Raw genomic sequence first — 18,584 nt, forward strand, 5'->3', positions numbered from 1 at the left:
TAATCGACCCATCCAAGGCTTATGTCCCTGCCCTCAGCAATATTCCGCAATGACGAGACCGGCCGCCAGCTCGTCTTTGACGGGCCGCATGAGGTCATCACGGCGCGAACCGCGGACGAATTCACGCCGGCGCTGGAAGCGGCACAGGCCGCCTCCGACGCGGGCAAATGGCTGGCAGGCTATTTCTCCTATGAGGCAGGCTACCTGCTGGAGCCGAAACTGGTGCCGTTGCTGCCAGAGGGCCGCCGCGCGCCGCTGATCTGTCTCGGTGTCTTCGATGCGCCGCTCGAACAGGCTGTCCCGCGGAATGAAGGCCCCGCTAGCAACGGACCGATCTTCGACGCCCGCGCATCCTGGTCCGCCGAGGACTACGCCGTCCGCTTCGCGCGCCTCCACCACCATATTCGCAAGGGCGACTGTTATCAGGGCAATCTAACCTTTCCGGTCCATGCGCAATGGTCGGGCGATCCGCTTGCCGCCTTCGAGGCGCTGACCGGGCGCCAGCCGGTGAAATACGGCGCGCTGATCTCGTTCGGCGATCCGATCGTGCTGTCGCGCTCGCCGGAACTCTTCTTCGAGATCGACGCCGACGGTATGATCGAGACGCACCCGATGAAGGGCACGGCGCCGCGCGGCGCCACCAAGGCCGAGGACGCGCGGCTGAAGGCGTTCCTGCGCAACGACGAGAAGAACCAGGCCGAGAACCGGATGATCGTCGATCTCCTGCGCAACGACATCTCGCTGATCAGCGAGGTCGGCACGCTGGAAGTGCCTGAGCTGTTCCGCATCGAGACCTACCCGACGGTGCACCAGATGGTGAGCCGGGTGCGGGCGAAGCTCCTGCCTGATATCGGTATTCGCCAAGTCTTCGCAGCGCTCTTTCCCTGCGGCTCGATCACCGGCGCGCCGAAGATCCGCGCCATGGAGATCCTGCACGATCTGGAGGGCGTGCCGCGCGACGTCTATTGCGGCGCCATCGGCTGGGTCGCGCCCGGCGGCACGATGCGGTTCTCGGTGGCGATCCGCACCATCTCGCTCTTTGCCGACAGCGAGGCTGTCTACAATGTTGGCGGCGGCGTCGTCTTCGATTCCACCGCCGAGGAGGAGTACCGGGAGTGTCTTCTGAAAGCGCGCTTCGCGACGGGAACCGTGCCGACTTCGAGCTGATCGAGACCATGCGCTGGGAGCCTGGCTCGGGCTTCCTGCGCTTCGAGCGCCATCTTGCACGGCTTTATGCCTCGGCCGCGGAGCTCGGCTTTGCCTGCGATCCGCAACGGATCGGCGAGGTGCTGAAGAACGCGATCGGCGGGCAGCGGATCGCTTTGCGCACCCGGCTTGCACTGCAGCGCAACGGCGAGGCGACAGCAGCCGCGCAGCCCTTTGAGCAGCTTCCCGCAGGTAGGGCATGGCGTCTGCAGCTGGCGCGGGTCCGCCTCGATTCCGGTAACTTGTTGCTGCGTCACAAGACCAACCGCCGCGAAACCTACCAACAGGCGCGCGCCGAATACCTCGCCACCCGCGCCGACGAAGTGCTGCTCGCCAACGAGCGCGGAGAACTCTGCGAAGGCACGATCACCAATCTGTTCGCCGATTTCGGCGACGGGATGCTGGTGACGCCCCGGCTTGATTGCGGCCTGCTGCCTGGAGTATTGCGCGGCGAGCTTCTGGACGAAGGCCGCGCCGCGGAAGCGATCTACACCTTCGACGATCTGAAGTCGGCGCAGGCGATCTTCGTCGGCAATTCGCTACGTGGGTTGATCCCGGCGAGGCTGGCATGACGCCAAGCAGGAGAATGCAATGTTCATCGTTTCGCTGAACTACAAGGTGCCGCTGACCGAGATCGATCGGCTGGCGCCGGCGCATGTCGAATGGCTGAAGGCCTGCTACGCGGAAGGCATTTTTGTTGCGTCTGGACCGAAACGGCCAAGGACCGGCGGCATCATCGTCGCGCGCGGTTCCCGCGACGTGCTTGACGCCAGACTGGCGGCCGACCCTTTCTCCGAGGCAGGCGCGGCCGACTACGAAATCACCGAATTCGCGGCGCGGTTGACCGCCACCGAACTGGACGCCTTCAAGGAAGCATGAGTGTTCGCCAGCCGACCCATACGCCCTATGACGGATCGTCAAGGCTTTTCACCATCGGGCTGAAACCGCTCGATCTCGATCGATGGATCGAGCTCGACGAGTTTCTTTTGCCGCATCTCGCCGAGAAGCGCCGTCTCTACGCGGAAATCCCAAGCCGGGTTTTTGTCGAGGAGGAGGGCACGCGTGAGGCGCAGCAGGAGGTGCTGGATCTGCTTGGAGCGCACCTGCTGGCGAAACATCCCGAAACCTACCGCCGCAAGGGTGCCGGGATCGAGGTAGCCGGCCCCGAAGGCAGCAATGTCGGCCCCGACGCCCCGCTGGTCGCAGCCTCGCTGCTAATCCAGGAAGACCTGATCCTGATGCGCCGCGGCGATGATGGCTGGCGGCTCGCCGCCGGCTCGCTCTGCTTTCCGTCGTCCTGGTCGCTCCAGGAGAAATTCGGCAAGCCGCTACAACAGATCCACGCGCCCGTGCCCGGCTTCGGCCCCGGCACGCGGCCTGCCGACCTCATCAACCGCATGTTCGACGGCCTGCAGGGACAAGCGGTCGAGCGCTTCAACTGGTCGATCCAGGCGGGCGACGCGCTCTATCATCCGCTTTCCAACGGGGAGCGCATCGACCGTGCCACGAACCGTCCGACGCGTTTTTCGGATGGTGACATCAACGCCCATGCCTTCATTCGCGTCGAGCGTCAGACCTTGCGCAAGCTGCCGGTGTCGCGCGACATCCTTTTCACCATTCGCATCCATCTCGACCCGCTGGCGGTGCTTGCCCGCCACCCCGACAAGGTCGCGCTTGCGGCCTCCTTCGCCGACCAGCTCAATGCTCTCGATCAGGCGCAGCTCGACTACAAGGGTTTGAGCGCGGACCGCGACCGGCTGGTTTCGTACCTCGCCGGCATGGCCATGGTGGCTTAACCAAACCGCCAGGCCGGTTTGGCCGTCGGTTGGCGGTTTTTGCTGGTTTGTGACAATGATCTATGATGTAGGGCTACCGGCGAAAAATGCCGGACTTTCCCGTGTTTGAAGGAGTGTGCGAAAAAATGGCGAACGAGAACTGGCCCGTTTACGGTGAAATCACCGGCCCTGTCGTGATGATCGGCTTCGGCTCGATCGGACGGGGAACGCTGCCGCTGATCGAACGCCATTTCAAGTTCGACAAGTCGCGCATGGTGGTCATCGACCCGCGCGACAGCGACCGCATGCTGCTCGACGAGCGCGGCATCGCCTTCGTTCAGGACGCGGTGACCAGGAAGAACTACAAGAAGCTTCTGACCCCGCTTCTCACCAATGGCAGCGGTCAGGGCATGTGCGTCAACCTGTCGGTCGACACCTCCTCGCTCGAGTTGATGAAGCTCTGCCGCAAGCTCGGCGTGCTCTATGTCGATACGGTGGTCGAGCCGTGGCTCGGCTTCTATTTCGACGACAAGGCCGACAATGCCTCGCGCACCAATTACGCGCTGCGCGAGAGCGTGCGCCAGGAGAAGGAGAAGGCTCCCGGCGGCACTACGGCGATCTCCTGCTGCGGCGCCAATCCTGGCATGGTCTCCTGGTTCGTCAAGCAGGCACTGGTCAACCTCGCCAACGATCTCGGGCTCGAGTTTGTGGTCCCGCCGGAGCACGACCGCGAGGGCTGGGCGAAGCTGATGAAGAAGGCCGGAGTCAAGGGCATCCACATCGCCGAGCGCGATACCCAGCGCACCAAGAAGCCGAAGCCGATGGATGTATTCTGGAACACCTGGTCGGTCGAGGGCTTCATCTCGGAAGGCCTGCAGCCGGCCGAGCTCGGCTGGGGCACGCATGAGACCTGGATGCCGAAGAACGGCAAGAAGCACAAGCATGGCTCGCAGGCGGCGATCTATCTGGAGCAGCCGGGCGCCAACACGCGCGTGCGCTCCTGGTGCCCGACGCCCGGCCCGCAATACGGCTTCCTGGTCACCCACAACGAGGCGATCTCGATCGCCGATTTCTTCACCGTGCGCGGCAAGAAGGGCAAGGTTCAGTATCGCCCGACCTGCCATTATGCCTATCACCCCTGCAACGATGCCGTGCTGTCGCTGCACGAGATGTTCGGCGCCGCCGGCAAGGCGCAACCGGTGCATCACGTGCTCGACGAGAACGAGCTGGTCGACGGCGTCGACGAGCTCGGCGTGCTGCTCTACGGCCATGCCAAGAACGCCTATTGGTACGGCTCGCAGCTGTCGCTGGCCGAGGCGCGCAAGCTGGCGCCTTATCAGAACGCCACCGGCCTGCAGGTCACCTCGGCGGTGCTGGCCGGCATGGTCTGGGCGTTGGAAAATCCGATGGCCGGCATCGTCGAGGCCGACGAGATGGACTACCGGCGCTGCCTGGAAGTGCAGCTTCCCTATCTCGGGCCGGTCAGGGGCTACTACACCGACTGGACGCCGCTTGATAATCGCCCGGGGCTTTTCCCCGAGGATCTGGACAAGGACGATCCGTGGCAGTTCCGCAACATCCTGGTGCGATAGCAGCCAAGCCTACCCGCGTCTCCACCTTGCAATCGCCCGGAAATCGGGCGATTGAAGACGGGCGGCCTAGAGAAACGGGCGTTCCTTCGGACGCACAAAGTACTCTAGCACTTTGAATGCACGCATCGTGCTTTTCCGAAGATCGGAGATCGGTTTTCGGGCCGACGCGAGAGGAGAGGATTCTAAATGACCATTGCGCGCAAATTGCTTTCGGCAGGCGCCGCGGCAAGCCTTCTGGCCGCGGCCGCCTGCACCACCACCGGCCCTTCGGAGCCGATCGCAGCGGCGCCCAAGGGCGTCGAGGGCAACTGGATCGACGCCAAGGGCACCGGCCTCTCGACTTTCGCGGCCGGCAGCTTCACCACCGTCGCGACCGATACCGGCCAGAAGCTGTCCGAGGGCAGCTACACCATGACCGGCGCGACCTCGGTCGAGATCCACGGCACCTCGCTGATCCGCCAGACGCCGGTTAGCTTCAACTGCCTGATGGTCTCTACCAGCCAGCTCAACTGCACCAGCTCCAGTGGTCAGAATTTCGTGCTGACGCGCCGGGCCTGAGCTCAGGCAGAGATCGACTTTGTTGAGGATGGCGGCGCGAGCCGCCGTCCTTTTTTGTGCCGGCAAACCTCCTCCCGATTTCCGCTTGCATCGGCCAAAACGCGATGTGAACATGACCCGAAGCTGACTGTTACCTTCCAGCCAAGCGAGGGCTTTAAGCACTTCAAGTCAGCTCATCCGGGAGACGAGAATGAAGAAATTTGCCGCCATTGCCGCCCTTTCCGCATCAGCACTTGGCCTCTCGGCCGGAGCGTCTTTTGCCGACTACACGCTGAACATCCTGCATTTCAACGATTGGCATAGCCGCATCGAAGGCAACAACAAATACGAGTCGACATGTTCCGCGGAGGAGGAGACCAAAGGCGAGTGCATTGGCGGCGCCGGCCGGCTGGTCACTGCGATCGCGCAGGAGCGCAAGAAGCTCGAAGGTCAGAACGTGCTGCTGCTCAATGCAGGCGACAGCTTCCAGGGATCGCTGTTCTACATCACCTACAAGGGAGCAGCGGAGGAGGAATTCCTCAATCAGCTCAAGCCCGACGCGGTGACGCTCGGCAACCATGAGTTCGACGACGGCGAAAGCGCGCTTGTGCCTTATCTCGACAAGGCGAAGTTCCCGGTGGTCAGCGCCAACGTCGTGCCCAACGACAAGTCCGGCGCCCACGGCAAGGTCAAGCCGTCCATCGTGGTCGAAGTCGGCGGCCAGAAGATCGGCATCGTCGGCGCCGTCACCAACGACACGCCGGAACTCGCCTCGCCCGGCCCCAACATTGCCATCGCGGACGACGTCAAGTCGATCACCGCCGAGGTCGAGAAACTGAAGGCGCAGGGCATCAACAAGATCATCGCCGTCACCCATATCGGCTATAACCGCGAGCGCGACGTCATCGCGAAAATCCCCGGCGTCGACGTGGTGGTCGGCGGCCACAGCCACACGCTTTTGTCGAACACCGATCCGAAGGCGGCAGGCCCCTACCCGACGATGGTCGACAACCCCGACGGCTACAAGGTGCCGGTGGTGCAGGCGGCGTCCTATTCGAAATATCTCGGCGAATTCAAGGTCGTGTTCGACGACAACGGCGTCGTCAAGTCGGCCAGCGGCGACCCGATCTTTCTCGACAAGTCGATCACGCCCGATCCGGCGGTGCTCGCCCGCATCAAGGAGCTTGGCGCGCCGATCGAGGCGCTGAAGAACAAGGAAGTGGCGGAGACCACCAAGCCGATCGATGGCAGTCGTGAAAGCTGCCGCACCCGCGAATGCGAAATGGGCAATCTCGTCTCCGACGCCGTCCTCGATCGGGTCAAGGGCCAGGGCGTCGAGATCGTCATCTCGAATGGCGGCGGACTGCGCGCCTCGATCGACCAGGGCACCGTGACCATGGGCGAAGTGCTGACGGTGCTGCCGTTCCAGAACACGCTGGCGACCTTCAAGATCTCCGGCAAGGACCTGGTCGCCGGTCTCGAAAGCGGCGTCAGCCAGGTCGAGGACGGCGCCGGCCGCTTCCCGCAGGTGGCCGGCTTGAAATATGCCTTCGACAAGTCGGTCGCGCCCAATGCCGGCCGCGTCAAATCGGTCGAGGTGATGGAGAACGGCGCCTGGGTGCCGATCAATCCGGACAAGCAGTATCTCGTCGCCACCAACAACTACGTCCGCCAGGGCGGCGACGGCTACAAGGTCTTCGCCGAAAAGGCTACGGACGCCTATGACTACGGCCCGGGCCTGGAGCAGGTGGTGGCCGACTATCTCGGCGCGCACCGCCCCTATACACCGAAGCTCGACGGCCGCATCACCGAGATCGGCGCCATGACAGCGGCCGCGGAGCCGGCAAAACCTGCCGAGACCGCCACGACGCCGCCTGCCGCCCAACCCGCGAAGCCGGCCGAGACGGCGCCGGCGGCCACCGAGCCTGCCATGCCGGCTTTGCCGTCCAGTTCCGGCGACATCGCCGGGACGCCGCCGGCCGTTCCGGCCGAGACGGCACCGGCAACGTCGGAGACAGCAAAACCTGCCGAGACTGCGCCGGCGACCGCCGCCCCTGCGACCGAATCCGCCAAGCCGGCCGAAACAGCGCCCGCCGAGGCCAAGCCGGCCGCGACCGGCCCGGAGGCCAGCCCGGAGACCAGCCATGTGATCGCCGCGGGCGACACGTATTGGGATCTGGCCAAGAAAAACTATGGCGACGGCAGCAAATGGAAGCTGATCTCCGAGGCCAACAAGGACTACAGGCCGCGCCGTCTGCCGCTCGGAGCAACGCTGACAATTCCGCCGGCCGCAAAGTAACCTTTCGCCGGAAATTCATGGCACCCGTCCGGAAGACCGGACGGGTGTTCCGGTTTCAGACGCAAACGCGGTAAGGTGCGTCCAGACGCAGCATTCCAAAACCGGCATGGCATCGCTAGTTTTCGCGCCGACAACCGGAGACCGTCGATGACGCTTGCCAATCCTGCCGATGCGAACGCCGCCAAGACCGCCGGTCCGGCGCCGGCGGGTGCCGCGCCGGCGAAGGCGGGCAAGATCGGCATCATGCTGATCAATCTCGGCACGCCCGACGGCACCGATTTCAAGCCGATGTGGCGCTATCTCAGAGAATTTCTCTCCGATCCGCGCGTCATCGAGCTCAACAAGGCGATCTGGTATCCGATCCTCTACGGGCTGGTTCTCACAGCGCGGCCGACAAAGTCCGGCGCCAACTACGCCAGGATCTGGAACCGGGAGAAGAACGAGTCGCCGCTGCGCACCTTCACCCGCTCGCAGGCGGAGAAGCTCGCCATTGCGCTTGCTGATCTGCCAACCGTCGTGGTCGACTGGGCCATGCGCTACGGCAATCCCTCGACCGGCAGCGTCGTCCGCCGGCTGGTCGAGCAGGGCTGCGAGCGCATCCTCACTTTTCCGCTCTATCCGCAATATTCGGCGACGACCACGGCGACGGCGAACGACCAGCTGTTCCGGGCGCTGATGAAGATCAGGCGAGCGCCGGCGATCCGCAGCGTGCCGCCCTATTATGACGAGCCGGTCTATATCGACGCCCTCGCCCGCTCGATCGAGCAAAACCTGGCGACGCTCGATTTCGCGCCGGAGGTGGTGATCACCTCCTACCACGGCATCCCAAAACCCTATTCCGACAAGGGTGACCCTTACCAGGCGCATTGCCTCGAGACGACGAGGCTGCTCAGGGCAAGGCTCGGCTGGGACGAGAAGAAGCTCATCACCACCTTCCAGTCGCGCTTCGGCGCCCAGGAATGGCTGCAGCCCTACACCGACGTCACTATCGAGAAGCTGGCGAAGGACGGCGTCAAATCGATCGCGGTCGTCAATCCGGGTTTTTCCGTCGACTGTATCGAGACGCTGGACGAAATCGGCCGCGAGGCCGCCGAGACATTCCACCATGCCGGCGGCAAGAACTTCGCCCACATCCCTTGCCTCAACGACAGCGCCGAGGGCATGGCAGTGATCGAGGCGCTGGTGCGGCGGGAACTGTCAGGCTGGGTCTGACGTCCGATATTAGGCGGCGAAACCGGTTCGCACAGCCTTCGCTAACCAATATTCGCGATCACCTGATTGTAACGCTTCGGAAACACACTTAAGTGATTCCGCGAGGTCGCCGCCTTTTGAGGGAGAAACGAAATGGGGTTTAGCGGTTTCGATATTGCCATCATTGTTCTTGTATTCCTCGTCATCATCCTTCTTTTCAAAGGCATCAGAACGGTGCCGCAGGGCTACAACTACACGGTGGAGCGTTTCGGCCGCTACACCAAGACGCTGACGCCCGGCCTGAACATCATCAACCCGATCTTCGAGCGCGTAGGCGCCAAGATGAACATGATGGAGCAGGTGCTCGATGTCCCGACGCAGGAGATCATCACCCGTGACAATGCAATCGTGGGCGTCGACGGCGTCGCCTTCTACCAGGTGCTGAATGCCCCGCAGGCCGCCTATCAGGTCTCCGGGCTGCAGAACGCCATCCTCAACCTCACCATGACCAACATCCGTACCGTCATGGGCTCGATGGATCTCGACGAATTGCTGTCCAACCGCGATGCGATCAACGAACGGCTGCTGCGCGTCGTCGATGAGGCCGCGCACCCGTGGGGCATCAAGATCACCCGCGTCGAGATCAAGGACATCAACCCGCCGGCCAATCTGGTGGATTCGATGAGCCGCCAGATGATCGCCGAGCGCGACAAGCGCGCCCAGATCCTGGCCGCCGAAGGCATGAAGCAGTCGCAGATCCTCGAGGCCGAAGGCCGCAGGGAAGCCGCTTTCCGCGATGCCGAGGCGCGCGAGCGTTCCGCCGAGGCGGAGGCCAAGGCGACCCAGGTGGTGTCGGAAGCCATCGCCAAGGGCGACGTGCAGGCGATCAACTACTTCATCGCGCAGAAATACACCGAGGCGCTGGCCAGGATCGGCTCGTCCAGCAACAACAAGATCGTGCTCATGCCGTTCGAAGCCTCATCGCTGATCGGTTCGCTCGGCGGCATCGGCGAGATCGCCCGCGAAGTGTTCAAGGCCGACGGCCCTTCCGGCCCGCAACGTCAGGGGGCGCGCACGCCGCTCGTGCGACCGTCGGACAATTGAGTCACGCCATCTGGGTGGGAGAACGTCAATGATCGATCGCATCGTCTCGGAACTCGGGCCGTGGAACTGGATGGTCCTCGGCTTCGTGCTGCTGGTGATGGAAATCGTGGCGCCCGGCGTGTTCATGCTGTGGATCGGCATCGCCGCGCTGATCATCGGCGCGGTATCGCTGCTGATTTGGGACGCTGCCTTCTGGACCTGGCAGCTCCAGGTGCTCGCCTTCCTCGTGCTCTCTCTGGTCTCAGCCTTCGTCGGCAAGAAGCTGGTGGGCGATCGTGCCGTCAATGCGGACCAGCCGCTGCTCAACCGCCGCGGCGCTCAGATGGTCGGCCGCACGGCGACATTGGCCGAGCCCATCAAGAATGGCCGCGGCCGCATCCGCCTCGGCGACACGCTGTGGCGTGTCTCCGGCCCGGACCTGCCCGTAGGCACCCAGGTGCGTGTGACCGGCGCCGCCGACACCGATCTGGAGCTGACGGTGGAGGCCGTCTGAGTTTGCGGGTTTCCTATTCTGAAGCCGTTTGGGAATCAGGCCTGCGTGTCCTGAGTCTCGCCCATCTCAGGCGGCGCCGATGCGCAGCAGATCGTGCAGATGCACCAGCCCCACGGGGCGATCGGCCTCGACCACCATCAGGCTGGTGATGGCCGACGTATTGATCGTCTGCAGCGCCGTCGCCACCAGCGTGTCGGGGGCAGCCGTCTTCGGCTTCTTTGTCATCACCTCATCGACGTTCATCGACAGAAGATCATCGGCAATGTGGCGGCGGATGTCGCCATCGGTGATGATGCCGATCAGCGCACCGTCGGCGCCGGTGATCGCCACGCAGCCAAAACCCTTGCGCGACAGTTCGACGATCGCTTCGCGCATTCCCGTGCCCGACGGCACCAGCGGCAGCCGCTCGCCGACATGCATGATCTCGCGCAGTTGCATCAGATTGGCGCCGAGCTGACCGCCGGGATGGAAGGTGCGGAAATGGTCCGGCGTGAAGCCGCGCGCCTCGAGCAGCGCGATCGCCAGCGCGTCGCCCATGACCAGCTGCAGCAGCGCCGATGTCGTCGGCGCCAGCCCGTGCGGACAGGCCTCCGGCGAGGCCGGCAGCAACAGCACGACGTCGGCGGCGCGCGCCAGCGCCGAATTCTCGCCCGAGGTGATGGCGATCAGCGGGATCGAAAAGCGTCTGGAATAGGCGACGATGCCCATCAGTTCCCTGCTCTCGCCCGACCACGACATGGCGATGATGGCGTCGTCCCTGGCGATCATGCCGAGATCGCCATGATTGGCCTCGGCCGGATGGACGAAGAAGGCAGGCGTGCCGGTCGAGGCGAGCGTCGCCGCGATCTTTGAGCCGATATGGCCGCTCTTGCCGACGCCGGTGACGATGACGCGGCCCTCGATCCGCGCGATGGCATCCACTGCGGCAGCGAACGGTTCGGACAAGCCGTTGCCGAGAGCGGCTGCAAGCGCGGCCATGCCGGCCTGCTCCGTCGCCACCGTTCTCAGCGCCGATTCAATCGCTGCCTGCCTGTCCGGCTGCTTTCTTTCTGAGGACCCCGCGTGCATGGCAGATGCCATTAGCGCCATGTCGCCCGCCTGTCCAACGAAATTCCCGTCTCGCGTGCGTCGCGGACAGGGCCCTTGGCCTGTTTCAACCCTCCGTTAACCATCCGCATTTACGGTCCGGTAAGTATGGCGCGCCTGCGCCGCGCAAGCAGTGGTGATGATGTTCGGCGGCGAGCCAGATACGAAAAAGGGCCGGAAGTGCATTGCCGTTGCAGCGCTTTTGCTGACGGCAAGCATCGTCGCCTTGCTGCGCACAGTGCCGGCATTTTCGCAGGAAACCGAGTTGCGCGGCGAGGTCTCCGAATCGGCAATCCTGGCCGACCAGCAACGCAAGGCGAGACAGTTGCGCCCGCAGGGATCGCTGGATCAAGCGGTTCCAGCGACCCAGATGGCTGAGGACCAGACGCCCGCCAACCCTTATGAGCCGGCAAGCCCAGGCGCGGTGCCCGACGACGACCAGACCGGGGGCGCGGAGGGGAGCATCCTCAACCAGCCGCGAGCCACGGACGACCCCTTCGCCGACAATCAAACAATGGCCGCGCCGCGCCCGCCTTCGACTGCAAGGCAGAGTGCGGGTGCCAAGGCGAAAAGCGATGCCAAGGCGGCCGACAAGAAAAAGGCCACGAAGAAGCCTGGCCAGACGACCGACAGCACGGCCAAGGCCGCCACCGGCGATCAGGCCGAAACGGCGGCCACCGAGGATGACGGCGCGAACCGCCGCGCCGTCACCATCGACAGCGTCGACCGGCAGAAGCTCGATCCCGGCGCGGAGCGCACAGGATCGATCGAGGGCCAGAAAGTGAAGCTGGAGGACGATGCCTTCGCCGCCCCCGGCATCAAGGTCGGGACCTTTGTCTTCCGTCCGACACTCGAGCAAGGCCTCACCGCGACTTCCAATGCCGATGCCAGCGCCGGCGGCAGGTCGGCTGTGCTGTCCGAAACCGCGCTGCGTTTCTCCGCCACCTCCGACTGGCGCGAGAATTCGGCCGTCGTCGACGGCTACGGCCTTTTTCGCAACACGCTTTCGGGCCAGAAGATCAACGATGCGCAGGGCCGGATCGAAGGCCAGCTCACTGTCGACCTCGACAATGAACTGCGCGCCATCGCCAAGCTCGGGTATGAAGCGGTGCCGGAATCGGCGTCCTCGCCGGATGCGATTGCCGGCGTCACCTCACAGCCGCTGCGGCAGACGGTCGACGGCAGCCTCGGCATCGAGAAGGATGTCGGCAAGATGCGCTACGCGCTGACCGGCGCGGTCTCGCATGACTTCTACGGCGACGCCAAGCTCTCGGACGGCACCGTCTTGTCGCTGAAGGATCGCGACTCGACACTCTACTCTGCGACCTTGCGTACCGGCTACCAGGTCTCACCGGCCATGACGCCATTCCTTGAGGTGGAAGCCGGCCGGCGGATCTACGATCTGCGCCTCGACAGCAACGGTTTCGAGCGCTCCTCGACGCGGCTCGGCGCGCGTGCCGGCCTCGAGCTCGACATGCGCGAGAAGCTCTCCGGCGAGTTCTCCGTCGGATGGCTGCGCGAAGGCATCGACGACGACCGTCTGCCGGCGATTGCGGGGCCCTACGTCAACGCCGACCTCAGATGGTCGCCCGAGCGCGGCACCATCATCGGGCTGACCGGAAGAACCACGGTCGAGACCACGACCATCGCTAACGAGAGCGGCGACCTCCTCTATTCGGGCCGGCTCACCGGCGAGCGGCAGGTCCGCGCCAACCTGACGGCGAATACAGCGCTGGGGCTCGATTGGCGCGACTACATCGGCTCCGATGGCCACGATCTGGTCCTGAGCGCCGAGGCCGGCCTGACCTGGTGGCTGAACCGCTATGCCGGCCTCACCACAAGAATCAGGACGGAGAAGCTCACCAGCAACCTTCCCGGTCGCGACTATGTCGCCAACAGCGTCTATCTCGGCCTGAAGGTGCAGCGCTGACACTTCGTGATCCTCGCGCCAGCGATGCGGACGCGGAGATCCGAAGGATCCGCTCCGCTTAGCCAGCACCTAGGAAGCGGCGCCGATCCGCTCCGCCGGCCGCACCTCATCCAGCAGCGTGCGGATGACCCCGGCCATGCTCGCATTCATGTCGCTGCGCCAGAGCGCGAAGGCGACATTGGCCTCGACGAAGCCTTCCGGCGAGCCGCAGTCGAAGGTGCGCCCCTTATAGTGATAGCCGTAGAAGGCCTGCTGCTTCTCCAGCTTCAGCATCGCATCCGTCAGCTGGATCTCGTTGCCGGCGCCGCGCTCCTGGCTTTCGAGGATGCCGAAAATCTCCGGTTGCAGGATGTAGCGCCCGTTGATGAAGAGATTGGAGGGCGCCGTGCCAGCCTTCGGCTTCTCCACCATGCCGGTGATGCGAAAACCGTGATGGGTGTCCTCGCCACGGCCGACGATGCCGTATTTATGGGCCTCGGCCGGGTCGCATTCCTGTACGGCGATGATGTTGTTCCCGGTCTCGGCATAGAGTTCGACCATATCCTTCATGCAGCTTTTTTCCGACTGCATGATCATGTCGGGCAAAAGCAGCGCGAACGGTTCGTCACCGACCAGCTCACGCGCGCACCAGACGGCATGGCCAAGCCCCATCGGCACCTGCTGGCGGGTGAAGCTGGTCTGGCCCGGCGCTGGCTGCAGCCGCTGCAGGCGGGCGAGCTGGTCGTCCTTGCCGCGCTGGGCGAGCGTATCATAGAGCTCGAACTGGACGTCGAAGTGATCCTCGATGACCGCCTTGTTGCGCCCGGTCACGAAAATGAAATGCTCGATGCCGGCGTCGCGCGCCTCGTCGACCACATATTGAATGACCGGCCGGTCGACGACCGTTAGCATCTCCTTCGGGATGGCCTTGGTGGCCGGAAGAAACCGTGTGCCGAGACCGGCGACCGGGAAAACTGCCTTGCGAACTCGCTTCATGCTCCACCCATCCGTTTAAGCCCATTATCCGCGCGGCCATCCGCTCCGCAATCCCCCGAACATTTTCGCGCCGGAATGTTGAATTATCCGAGCGGATGGCTTGAAAATCGAAAGTTAAAGCACCGACCTCTCTTTTCGTTCCTAATGGCACCTATGGTAAACTAAATACTAACCGGCTTCGGCGTTGAATGATCCTTCCTAATTTTGATGAAGGAGGAAAAGGATGTCCGTTCGCAGCAGCGCAAGGCGCCTGGCGGCATTTGTGACGGCCGCGGGCCTCACGCTTGCCTTGCTGATGCCCGCCGGACCCGCTTTCGCCGATGCGGGTTTCCGCCAGTGGGTCGCGGGCTTTCGTGCCACCGCGGTTTCGGGCGGCGTTTCCGGCGCAGTCTACGACAGGGCCATGAGGGGCATCGAGCCCGACCCGGTCGTGCTGGAAAAGGCCCGCACCCAGCCGGAATTCACCGCCCCCGCCTGGGATTATTTCGACAACCGCGTGCATGACCAGTCGGTGACCAATGGTCAGGCAATGGCGCGCAAATGGAAGCCATGGCTGGATCGGATCGAGGCACGGTTCGGTGTCGATCGCCATATCCTTCTCGCCATCTGGTCGATGGAATCGAACTATGGCGAGATCCTCAAGCGCGACGACATCATGCGCAATGTCATCCGTTCGCTGGCGACCCTTGCCTATGGCGACCCGAAGCGCTCGAAATATGCCCGAACCCAGCTGATCGCGGCGCTGAAGATCCTGCAGACCGGCGACATCGACGAAAGCCATCTCATGGGTTCCTGGGCGGGCGCGATGGGTCAGACCCAGTTCATCCCGACCAGCTATCAGCACTACGCGGTGGACATGGACGGCAATGGCCGGCGCGACATCTGGAATTCGATACCCGACGCGTTGGCGAGTGCCGCCAATCTGCTCAGGAAGAACGGCTGGCAGGCCGGCAAGACCTGGGGCTATGAAGTGACCTTGCCGCCGGGCAAGCTGCCGGCCGGATCGAAGACGCTGGCGCAGTGGCAGGCGCTCGGGGTCGTCAGGGCCAACGGCAAGCCGTTCAGGAACCTGAGCGACAAGGCGACGCTCAAGGTGCCGGACGGCAGGGGCGGACCGGCCTTCCTGATGATCAGGAATTTCTCGGTCATCAAGGCTTACAACAATGCCGACAAATATGCTTTGGCCGTCGGCCTGCTCGCCGACGAAATCGCCGGTGGCACCGGGCTTGTGCAGGACTGGCAGCGGCCTTTCACCAAGCTCAGCTTTGAGCAACGGCAGGAACTGCAGAAGCGGCTTTCCGAGCACGGTTATTATGACGGCAAGTTCGACGGCAAGATCGGCGAGGGGTCGAAAGCCGCCATCATGGCCTACCAGGCGAAGGTAGGCTTGAGCCAGGATGGCTATCCGAGCCTGGAAGTGCTGAAATGGCTCCGGAAGCAATAGAGCCGCCCATGTCGTCAAGCATCCTTTCAAAAGCGGAAAGGATGCTGTAGCGCTGCGGCCTGCGCATGACTTGCCGGCTTTTTACGTTGTCATGCGCCAAGGATGGAGGCTTTCATTGGTTACGGTCGCGCGTGTCTGGCTGATCGTTCGCCGCCTGCCGATTCTCGTCCTGGCCATCGCCGTGCTTGCCGTCGCCGGCTCGAGCGCCTTTCATACCCCGGCTTTCGCGCAGGAAGACGGAAACCGCGGCTGGTCGCTGCGCGATCTTCTTTTCCCGCGCCGCAGCGAGCGCATTGAACCTCCTGCCAATGTCCAGCCGGTGAGGCCGAAGCCGAAGGCCAGAAAACCCAAGCCGCGCCCGCCGGCCGAGCCGGAGGCGCCGGTCGTCGAAAAGGCGCCGGATGCGCGCGTCGTGCTGGTGGTCGGCGATTTTCTGGCGGGCGGGCTCGCCGAGGGTCTGGACGTCGCCTTCGCCGACAATCCGGCGGTCAGGATCGTTTCGCGCAGCAACGGCTCGTCGGGCTTCGTGCGTGACGATTTCTACAATTGGCCGGTCGAGATCAAGTCTCTGATCGAGACGGAGAAGCCGTCCGTCGTGGTGGTCATGCTTGGCTCCAACGACCGCCAGCAGATGCGCGTCGGCGACGTCCGCGAGCAGCCGCGCTCCGAGAACTGGACCAAGGAATACGAGCACCGCACCGATGCGCTGGGCAAGGCCATTCAAGATGCAAAGGTGCCGTTCCTGTGGGTCGGCATGCCGGCGTTCGGGGCGGCAAAAATGACCTCGGACATGCTCGCCTTCAACGACATTTATCATTCAGCCGCACAGACCCATGGCGGCGAGTTCGTCGATGTCTGGGACGGCTTCGTCGACGAGAACGGCGCCTTCGTCACCTCCGGTCCGGACATCAACGGCCAGCCGGTGCGCCTGCGCTCCGACGACGGCATCAACGTGACCAAGGCCGGCAAGCGCAAGCTTGCCTTCTACACCGAAAAGCCGCTGGCCAAGATCCTCGGGCTGGCGGCACCCGGAAGCGTCACCACGGTTTCCGCGCCGGCGGGCGCTCCGGTCGAGGCGTCGAAGCCTGCCGCGGCCCCTGTCATCGTCGACCGCACCGCGCCGATGCTGCTCAGCGACCCCGCGCTCGACGGCGGGACCGAGCTGCTGGGTGCCGCACCGCCAGCCAAGGCCGATCCGAATCTTCCAGGCGAAAAGCTGACCGTCGAGGGCAAGGCGCCCGTCGCCTCGCCCGGCCGAGCCGACGATTTTTCCTGGCCGCCGAAGACGCCGACCGCTTCATCGGAGACCTCGACAGCGGTGCGTCGGTAGGGCCGCAACGGAAGAGCCCATCGTGGCTGCAGGTAGCCTCAGCGGGGGAGTACGCTAGACCCCATCAGCGCCTCGTCGATCGCCCGCGCTGCCTGGCGGCCTTCGCGGATCGCCCACACCACCAGCGACTGGCCGCGACGGACGTCGCCCGCGGCATAGAGCCTGTCTATGCTGGTTCTGTAGTCGCGGTCGTCGGCCTCGACGTTCCGCGAGCGGCGGCTGTCGGTGACCATTTTTATCTCGCCGTCCAGCTCCTTCATGACCCCATCATTCGCCGGACCGGCAAAGCCGATGGCGATGAAGGCGAGATCGGCGCGGATGACGAACTCGGTGCCGGCGATCGGCTTGCGCTTCTCATCGACCTCGCAGCAGCGGACGCCAGTCAGCTGTCCGTCCTCGCCGATGAATTCGAGGGTCGCCACCTGGAATTCGCGCTCCGCGCCCTCGGCTTGCGAGGAAGACGTGCGCATCTTCGTCGCCCAGTAAGGCCAAACGGCGAGCTTGTCTTCCTTCTCCGGCGGCTGCGGACGGATGTCGAGCTGCGTCACGCGCACCGCGCCCTGCCGGAAGGCGGTGCCGATGCAGTCGGACGCGGTGTCGCCGCCGCCGACGACGACGACATGCTGCCCGCCGGCGATGATCGGATGTGACGGCCAGGCCACCGATTGGATCGGCTCGCCACCGACGCGGCGGTTCTGCTGCACGAGATACGGCATGGCGTCATAGACGCCGCTGAGATCGTCGCCCGGAATGTTGGCCGGGCGCGGCGTTTCCGAGCCGCCGCAATAGAGCACGGCGTCGTGCTCGGCGAGGAGCTCGGCAACCGGCTTGTCGACGCCGACATTGACGCCGCAATGGAAACTCACGCCCTCGCCCTGCATCTGCTCGATGCGGCGATCGATGTAATGCTTCTCGATCTTGAAGTCGGGAATGCCGTAGCGCATCAGCCCGCCCGGCCGGCTCTCGCGCTCATAGACATGCACATCGTGGCCGGCGCGGCCGAGCTGCTGGGCGGCGGCCATGCCGGCCGGCCCGGAGCCGATGACGGCAACCCGCTTGCCGGTCTTCTTTTCCGGCGGGTAGGGCCGGATGTGGCCGGTCTCATAGGCCTTGTCGGCGATCGCCTGCTCGACCGTCTTGATGGCGACCGGAATGTCCTCGAGGTTCAGCGTGCAGGCTTCCTCGCAAGGCGCCGGGCAGATGCGGCCGGTGAACTCCGGGAAATTGTTGGTCGAATGCAGGTTGCGGATCGCGCTGTCCCAGTCGCCATTGTAGACGAGGTCGTTCCAGTCCGGGATCTGGTTGTGGATCGGGCAGCCGGTCGGTCCATGGCAGAACGGGATGCCGCAATCCATGCAGCGCGCGGCCTGTTTCTCGACCTCCTTGTCCGACATCGGCAGCGTGAATTCGCGGAAATGCCGGATGCGATCCGAGGCAGGCTGGTACTTCTGCACCTGCCGGTCGATTTCGAGAAACCCTGTTACCTTGCCCATAGTCCAGTCCCTGCTGTCCGAAGGCGCGCTCGCAAGTCTAGCTTGTCGGCGCACCCGTTAACCTCATAAGGCCGCCGTGGCAACCTTGGTCCGAGGTCAGGATTGTTGGTGAGGATGCCGGCCGGGCGA

The 18,584-nt window shown here is 64.1% G+C and carries 16 protein-coding genes; 13 read left to right on the plus strand and 3 right to left on the minus strand.

What is annotated here, in order from left to right; all coding sequences use genetic code 11:
- Window positions 1-21 precede the first annotated feature (21 nt).
- The 10 genes from EOD29_RS05380 to EOD29_RS05425 all read left to right on the plus strand — a co-directional run bounded on the left by EOD29_RS05380 (window position 22) and on the right by EOD29_RS05425 (window position 10,197).
- A complete protein-coding gene (locus EOD29_RS05380; RefSeq protein ID WP_127246079.1) occupies window positions 22-1,167 on the plus strand; it encodes an aminodeoxychorismate synthase component I in 1,146 nt (381 codons plus the stop codon).
- Entirely contained in the window at window positions 1,116-1,778 is a 663-nt protein-coding gene (locus tag EOD29_RS05385) for an aminotransferase class IV family protein (RefSeq protein WP_067325948.1), read from the plus strand. Before EOD29_RS05380 ends, EOD29_RS05385 begins: the two co-directional genes overlap by 52 nt.
- A 19-nt stretch (window positions 1,779-1,797) precedes the next feature.
- Window positions 1,798-2,085 (plus strand): YciI family protein, encoded by a 288-nt coding sequence (locus EOD29_RS05390; protein ID WP_067002501.1) that lies wholly within the window; start codon window positions 1,798-1,800, stop codon window positions 2,083-2,085.
- Window positions 2,082-3,002 (plus strand): DUF3445 domain-containing protein, encoded by a 921-nt coding sequence (locus EOD29_RS05395; protein WP_067325945.1) that lies wholly within the window; start codon window positions 2,082-2,084, stop codon window positions 3,000-3,002. The genes EOD29_RS05390 and EOD29_RS05395 overlap by 4 nt, the downstream gene beginning before the upstream one ends.
- Before the next feature lie 125 nt (window positions 3,003-3,127).
- Window positions 3,128-4,573 (plus strand): homospermidine synthase, encoded by a 1,446-nt coding sequence (locus EOD29_RS05400; protein WP_067325942.1) that lies wholly within the window; start codon window positions 3,128-3,130, stop codon window positions 4,571-4,573.
- Between the two features lie 186 nt (window positions 4,574-4,759).
- On the plus strand, window positions 4,760-5,131 hold the full coding sequence (locus EOD29_RS05405) for a hypothetical protein (RefSeq protein WP_067002507.1): 372 nt from the start codon (window positions 4,760-4,762) through the stop codon (window positions 5,129-5,131).
- A 190-nt stretch (window positions 5,132-5,321) separates the two neighbouring features.
- Complete coding sequence (locus EOD29_RS05410) at window positions 5,322-7,409, plus strand: 5'-nucleotidase C-terminal domain-containing protein (protein WP_127246080.1); 2,088 nt, start codon at window positions 5,322-5,324, stop codon at window positions 7,407-7,409.
- 147 nt (window positions 7,410-7,556) lie between these two features.
- Window positions 7,557-8,621, plus strand: coding sequence for a ferrochelatase (hemH, locus tag EOD29_RS05415; RefSeq protein WP_127246081.1), 1,065 nt, complete (start codon window positions 7,557-7,559; stop codon window positions 8,619-8,621).
- Between the two features lie 132 nt (window positions 8,622-8,753).
- Window positions 8,754-9,704 carry an SPFH domain-containing protein gene (locus EOD29_RS05420; RefSeq protein WP_067002512.1) on the plus strand — a complete coding sequence of 317 codons (951 nt, stop codon included), beginning with the start codon at window positions 8,754-8,756 and terminating at the stop codon, window positions 9,702-9,704.
- A 28-nt stretch (window positions 9,705-9,732) separates the two neighbouring features.
- On the plus strand, window positions 9,733-10,197 hold the full coding sequence (locus EOD29_RS05425; protein WP_067325928.1) for an NfeD family protein: 465 nt from the start codon (window positions 9,733-9,735) through the stop codon (window positions 10,195-10,197).
- A 66-nt stretch (window positions 10,198-10,263) separates the two neighbouring features.
- Here the strand turns inward: EOD29_RS05425 and EOD29_RS05430 are convergent, their stop codons facing one another.
- Window positions 10,264-11,265, minus strand: coding sequence for a KpsF/GutQ family sugar-phosphate isomerase (locus EOD29_RS05430; protein ID WP_127246082.1), 1,002 nt, complete (start codon window positions 11,263-11,265; stop codon window positions 10,264-10,266).
- A 160-nt stretch (window positions 11,266-11,425) separates the two neighbouring features.
- Between EOD29_RS05430 and EOD29_RS05435 the strand changes: the two genes are divergently transcribed.
- Complete coding sequence (locus EOD29_RS05435; RefSeq protein ID WP_127246157.1) at window positions 11,426-13,213, plus strand: outer membrane beta-barrel protein; 1,788 nt, start codon at window positions 11,426-11,428, stop codon at window positions 13,211-13,213.
- A gap of 69 nt (window positions 13,214-13,282) precedes the next feature.
- Here the strand turns inward: EOD29_RS05435 and galU are convergent, their stop codons facing one another.
- Window positions 13,283-14,188, minus strand: a complete 906-nt coding sequence (galU, locus tag EOD29_RS05440) for a UTP--glucose-1-phosphate uridylyltransferase GalU (RefSeq protein ID WP_095777124.1) — start codon at window positions 14,186-14,188, stop codon at window positions 13,283-13,285.
- Window positions 14,189-14,411: 223 nt separating this feature from the next.
- Between galU and EOD29_RS05445 the strand changes: the two genes are divergently transcribed.
- Both EOD29_RS05445 and EOD29_RS05450 read left to right on the plus strand, forming a co-directional pair.
- A complete protein-coding gene (locus EOD29_RS05445; RefSeq protein ID WP_127246083.1) occupies window positions 14,412-15,632 on the plus strand; it encodes a lytic murein transglycosylase in 1,221 nt (406 codons plus the stop codon).
- A 115-nt stretch (window positions 15,633-15,747) separates the two neighbouring features.
- A complete protein-coding gene (locus EOD29_RS05450; RefSeq protein WP_127246084.1) occupies window positions 15,748-16,962 on the plus strand; it encodes a DUF459 domain-containing protein in 1,215 nt (404 codons plus the stop codon).
- Between the two features lie 38 nt (window positions 16,963-17,000).
- Here EOD29_RS05450 and EOD29_RS05455 read toward each other — a convergent pair whose 3' ends face one another.
- Window positions 17,001-18,455, minus strand: coding sequence for a glutamate synthase subunit beta (locus tag EOD29_RS05455; protein WP_067325915.1), 1,455 nt, complete (start codon window positions 18,453-18,455; stop codon window positions 17,001-17,003).
- Window positions 18,456-18,584 lie beyond the last annotated feature (129 nt).

Origin of the sequence: Mesorhizobium sp. M1A.T.Ca.IN.004.03.1.1 (assembly GCF_003997555.1) — a bacterium.
GTDB lineage: Bacteria > Pseudomonadota > Alphaproteobacteria > Rhizobiales > Rhizobiaceae > Mesorhizobium.

Coding starts and splice junctions, on each gene's coding strand:
- EOD29_RS05425 (WP_067325928.1), top strand. CDS start 9,733: ATGATCGATCGCATCGTCTCGGAACTCGGGCCGTGGAACTGGATGGTC.
- EOD29_RS05390 (WP_067002501.1), top strand. CDS start 1,798: ATGTTCATCGTTTCGCTGAACTACAAGGTGCCGCTGACCGAGATCGAT.
- EOD29_RS05405 (WP_067002507.1), top strand. CDS start 4,760: ATGACCATTGCGCGCAAATTGCTTTCGGCAGGCGCCGCGGCAAGCCTT.
- EOD29_RS05380 (WP_127246079.1), top strand. CDS start 22: ATGTCCCTGCCCTCAGCAATATTCCGCAATGACGAGACCGGCCGCCAG.
- galU (WP_095777124.1), bottom strand. CDS start 14,188: ATGAAGCGAGTTCGCAAGGCAGTTTTCCCGGTCGCCGGTCTCGGCACA.
- hemH (WP_127246081.1), top strand. CDS start 7,557: ATGACGCTTGCCAATCCTGCCGATGCGAACGCCGCCAAGACCGCCGGT.
- EOD29_RS05400 (WP_067325942.1), top strand. CDS start 3,128: ATGGCGAACGAGAACTGGCCCGTTTACGGTGAAATCACCGGCCCTGTC.
- EOD29_RS05455 (WP_067325915.1), bottom strand. CDS start 18,455: ATGGGCAAGGTAACAGGGTTTCTCGAAATCGACCGGCAGGTGCAGAAG.
- EOD29_RS05420 (WP_067002512.1), top strand. CDS start 8,754: ATGGGGTTTAGCGGTTTCGATATTGCCATCATTGTTCTTGTATTCCTC.
- EOD29_RS05445 (WP_127246083.1), top strand. CDS start 14,412: ATGTCCGTTCGCAGCAGCGCAAGGCGCCTGGCGGCATTTGTGACGGCC.
- EOD29_RS05435 (WP_127246157.1), top strand. CDS start 11,426: ATGTTCGGCGGCGAGCCAGATACGAAAAAGGGCCGGAAGTGCATTGCC.
- EOD29_RS05430 (WP_127246082.1), bottom strand. CDS start 11,265: ATGCACGCGGGGTCCTCAGAAAGAAAGCAGCCGGACAGGCAGGCAGCG.
- EOD29_RS05410 (WP_127246080.1), top strand. CDS start 5,322: ATGAAGAAATTTGCCGCCATTGCCGCCCTTTCCGCATCAGCACTTGGC.
- EOD29_RS05395 (WP_067325945.1), top strand. CDS start 2,082: ATGAGTGTTCGCCAGCCGACCCATACGCCCTATGACGGATCGTCAAGG.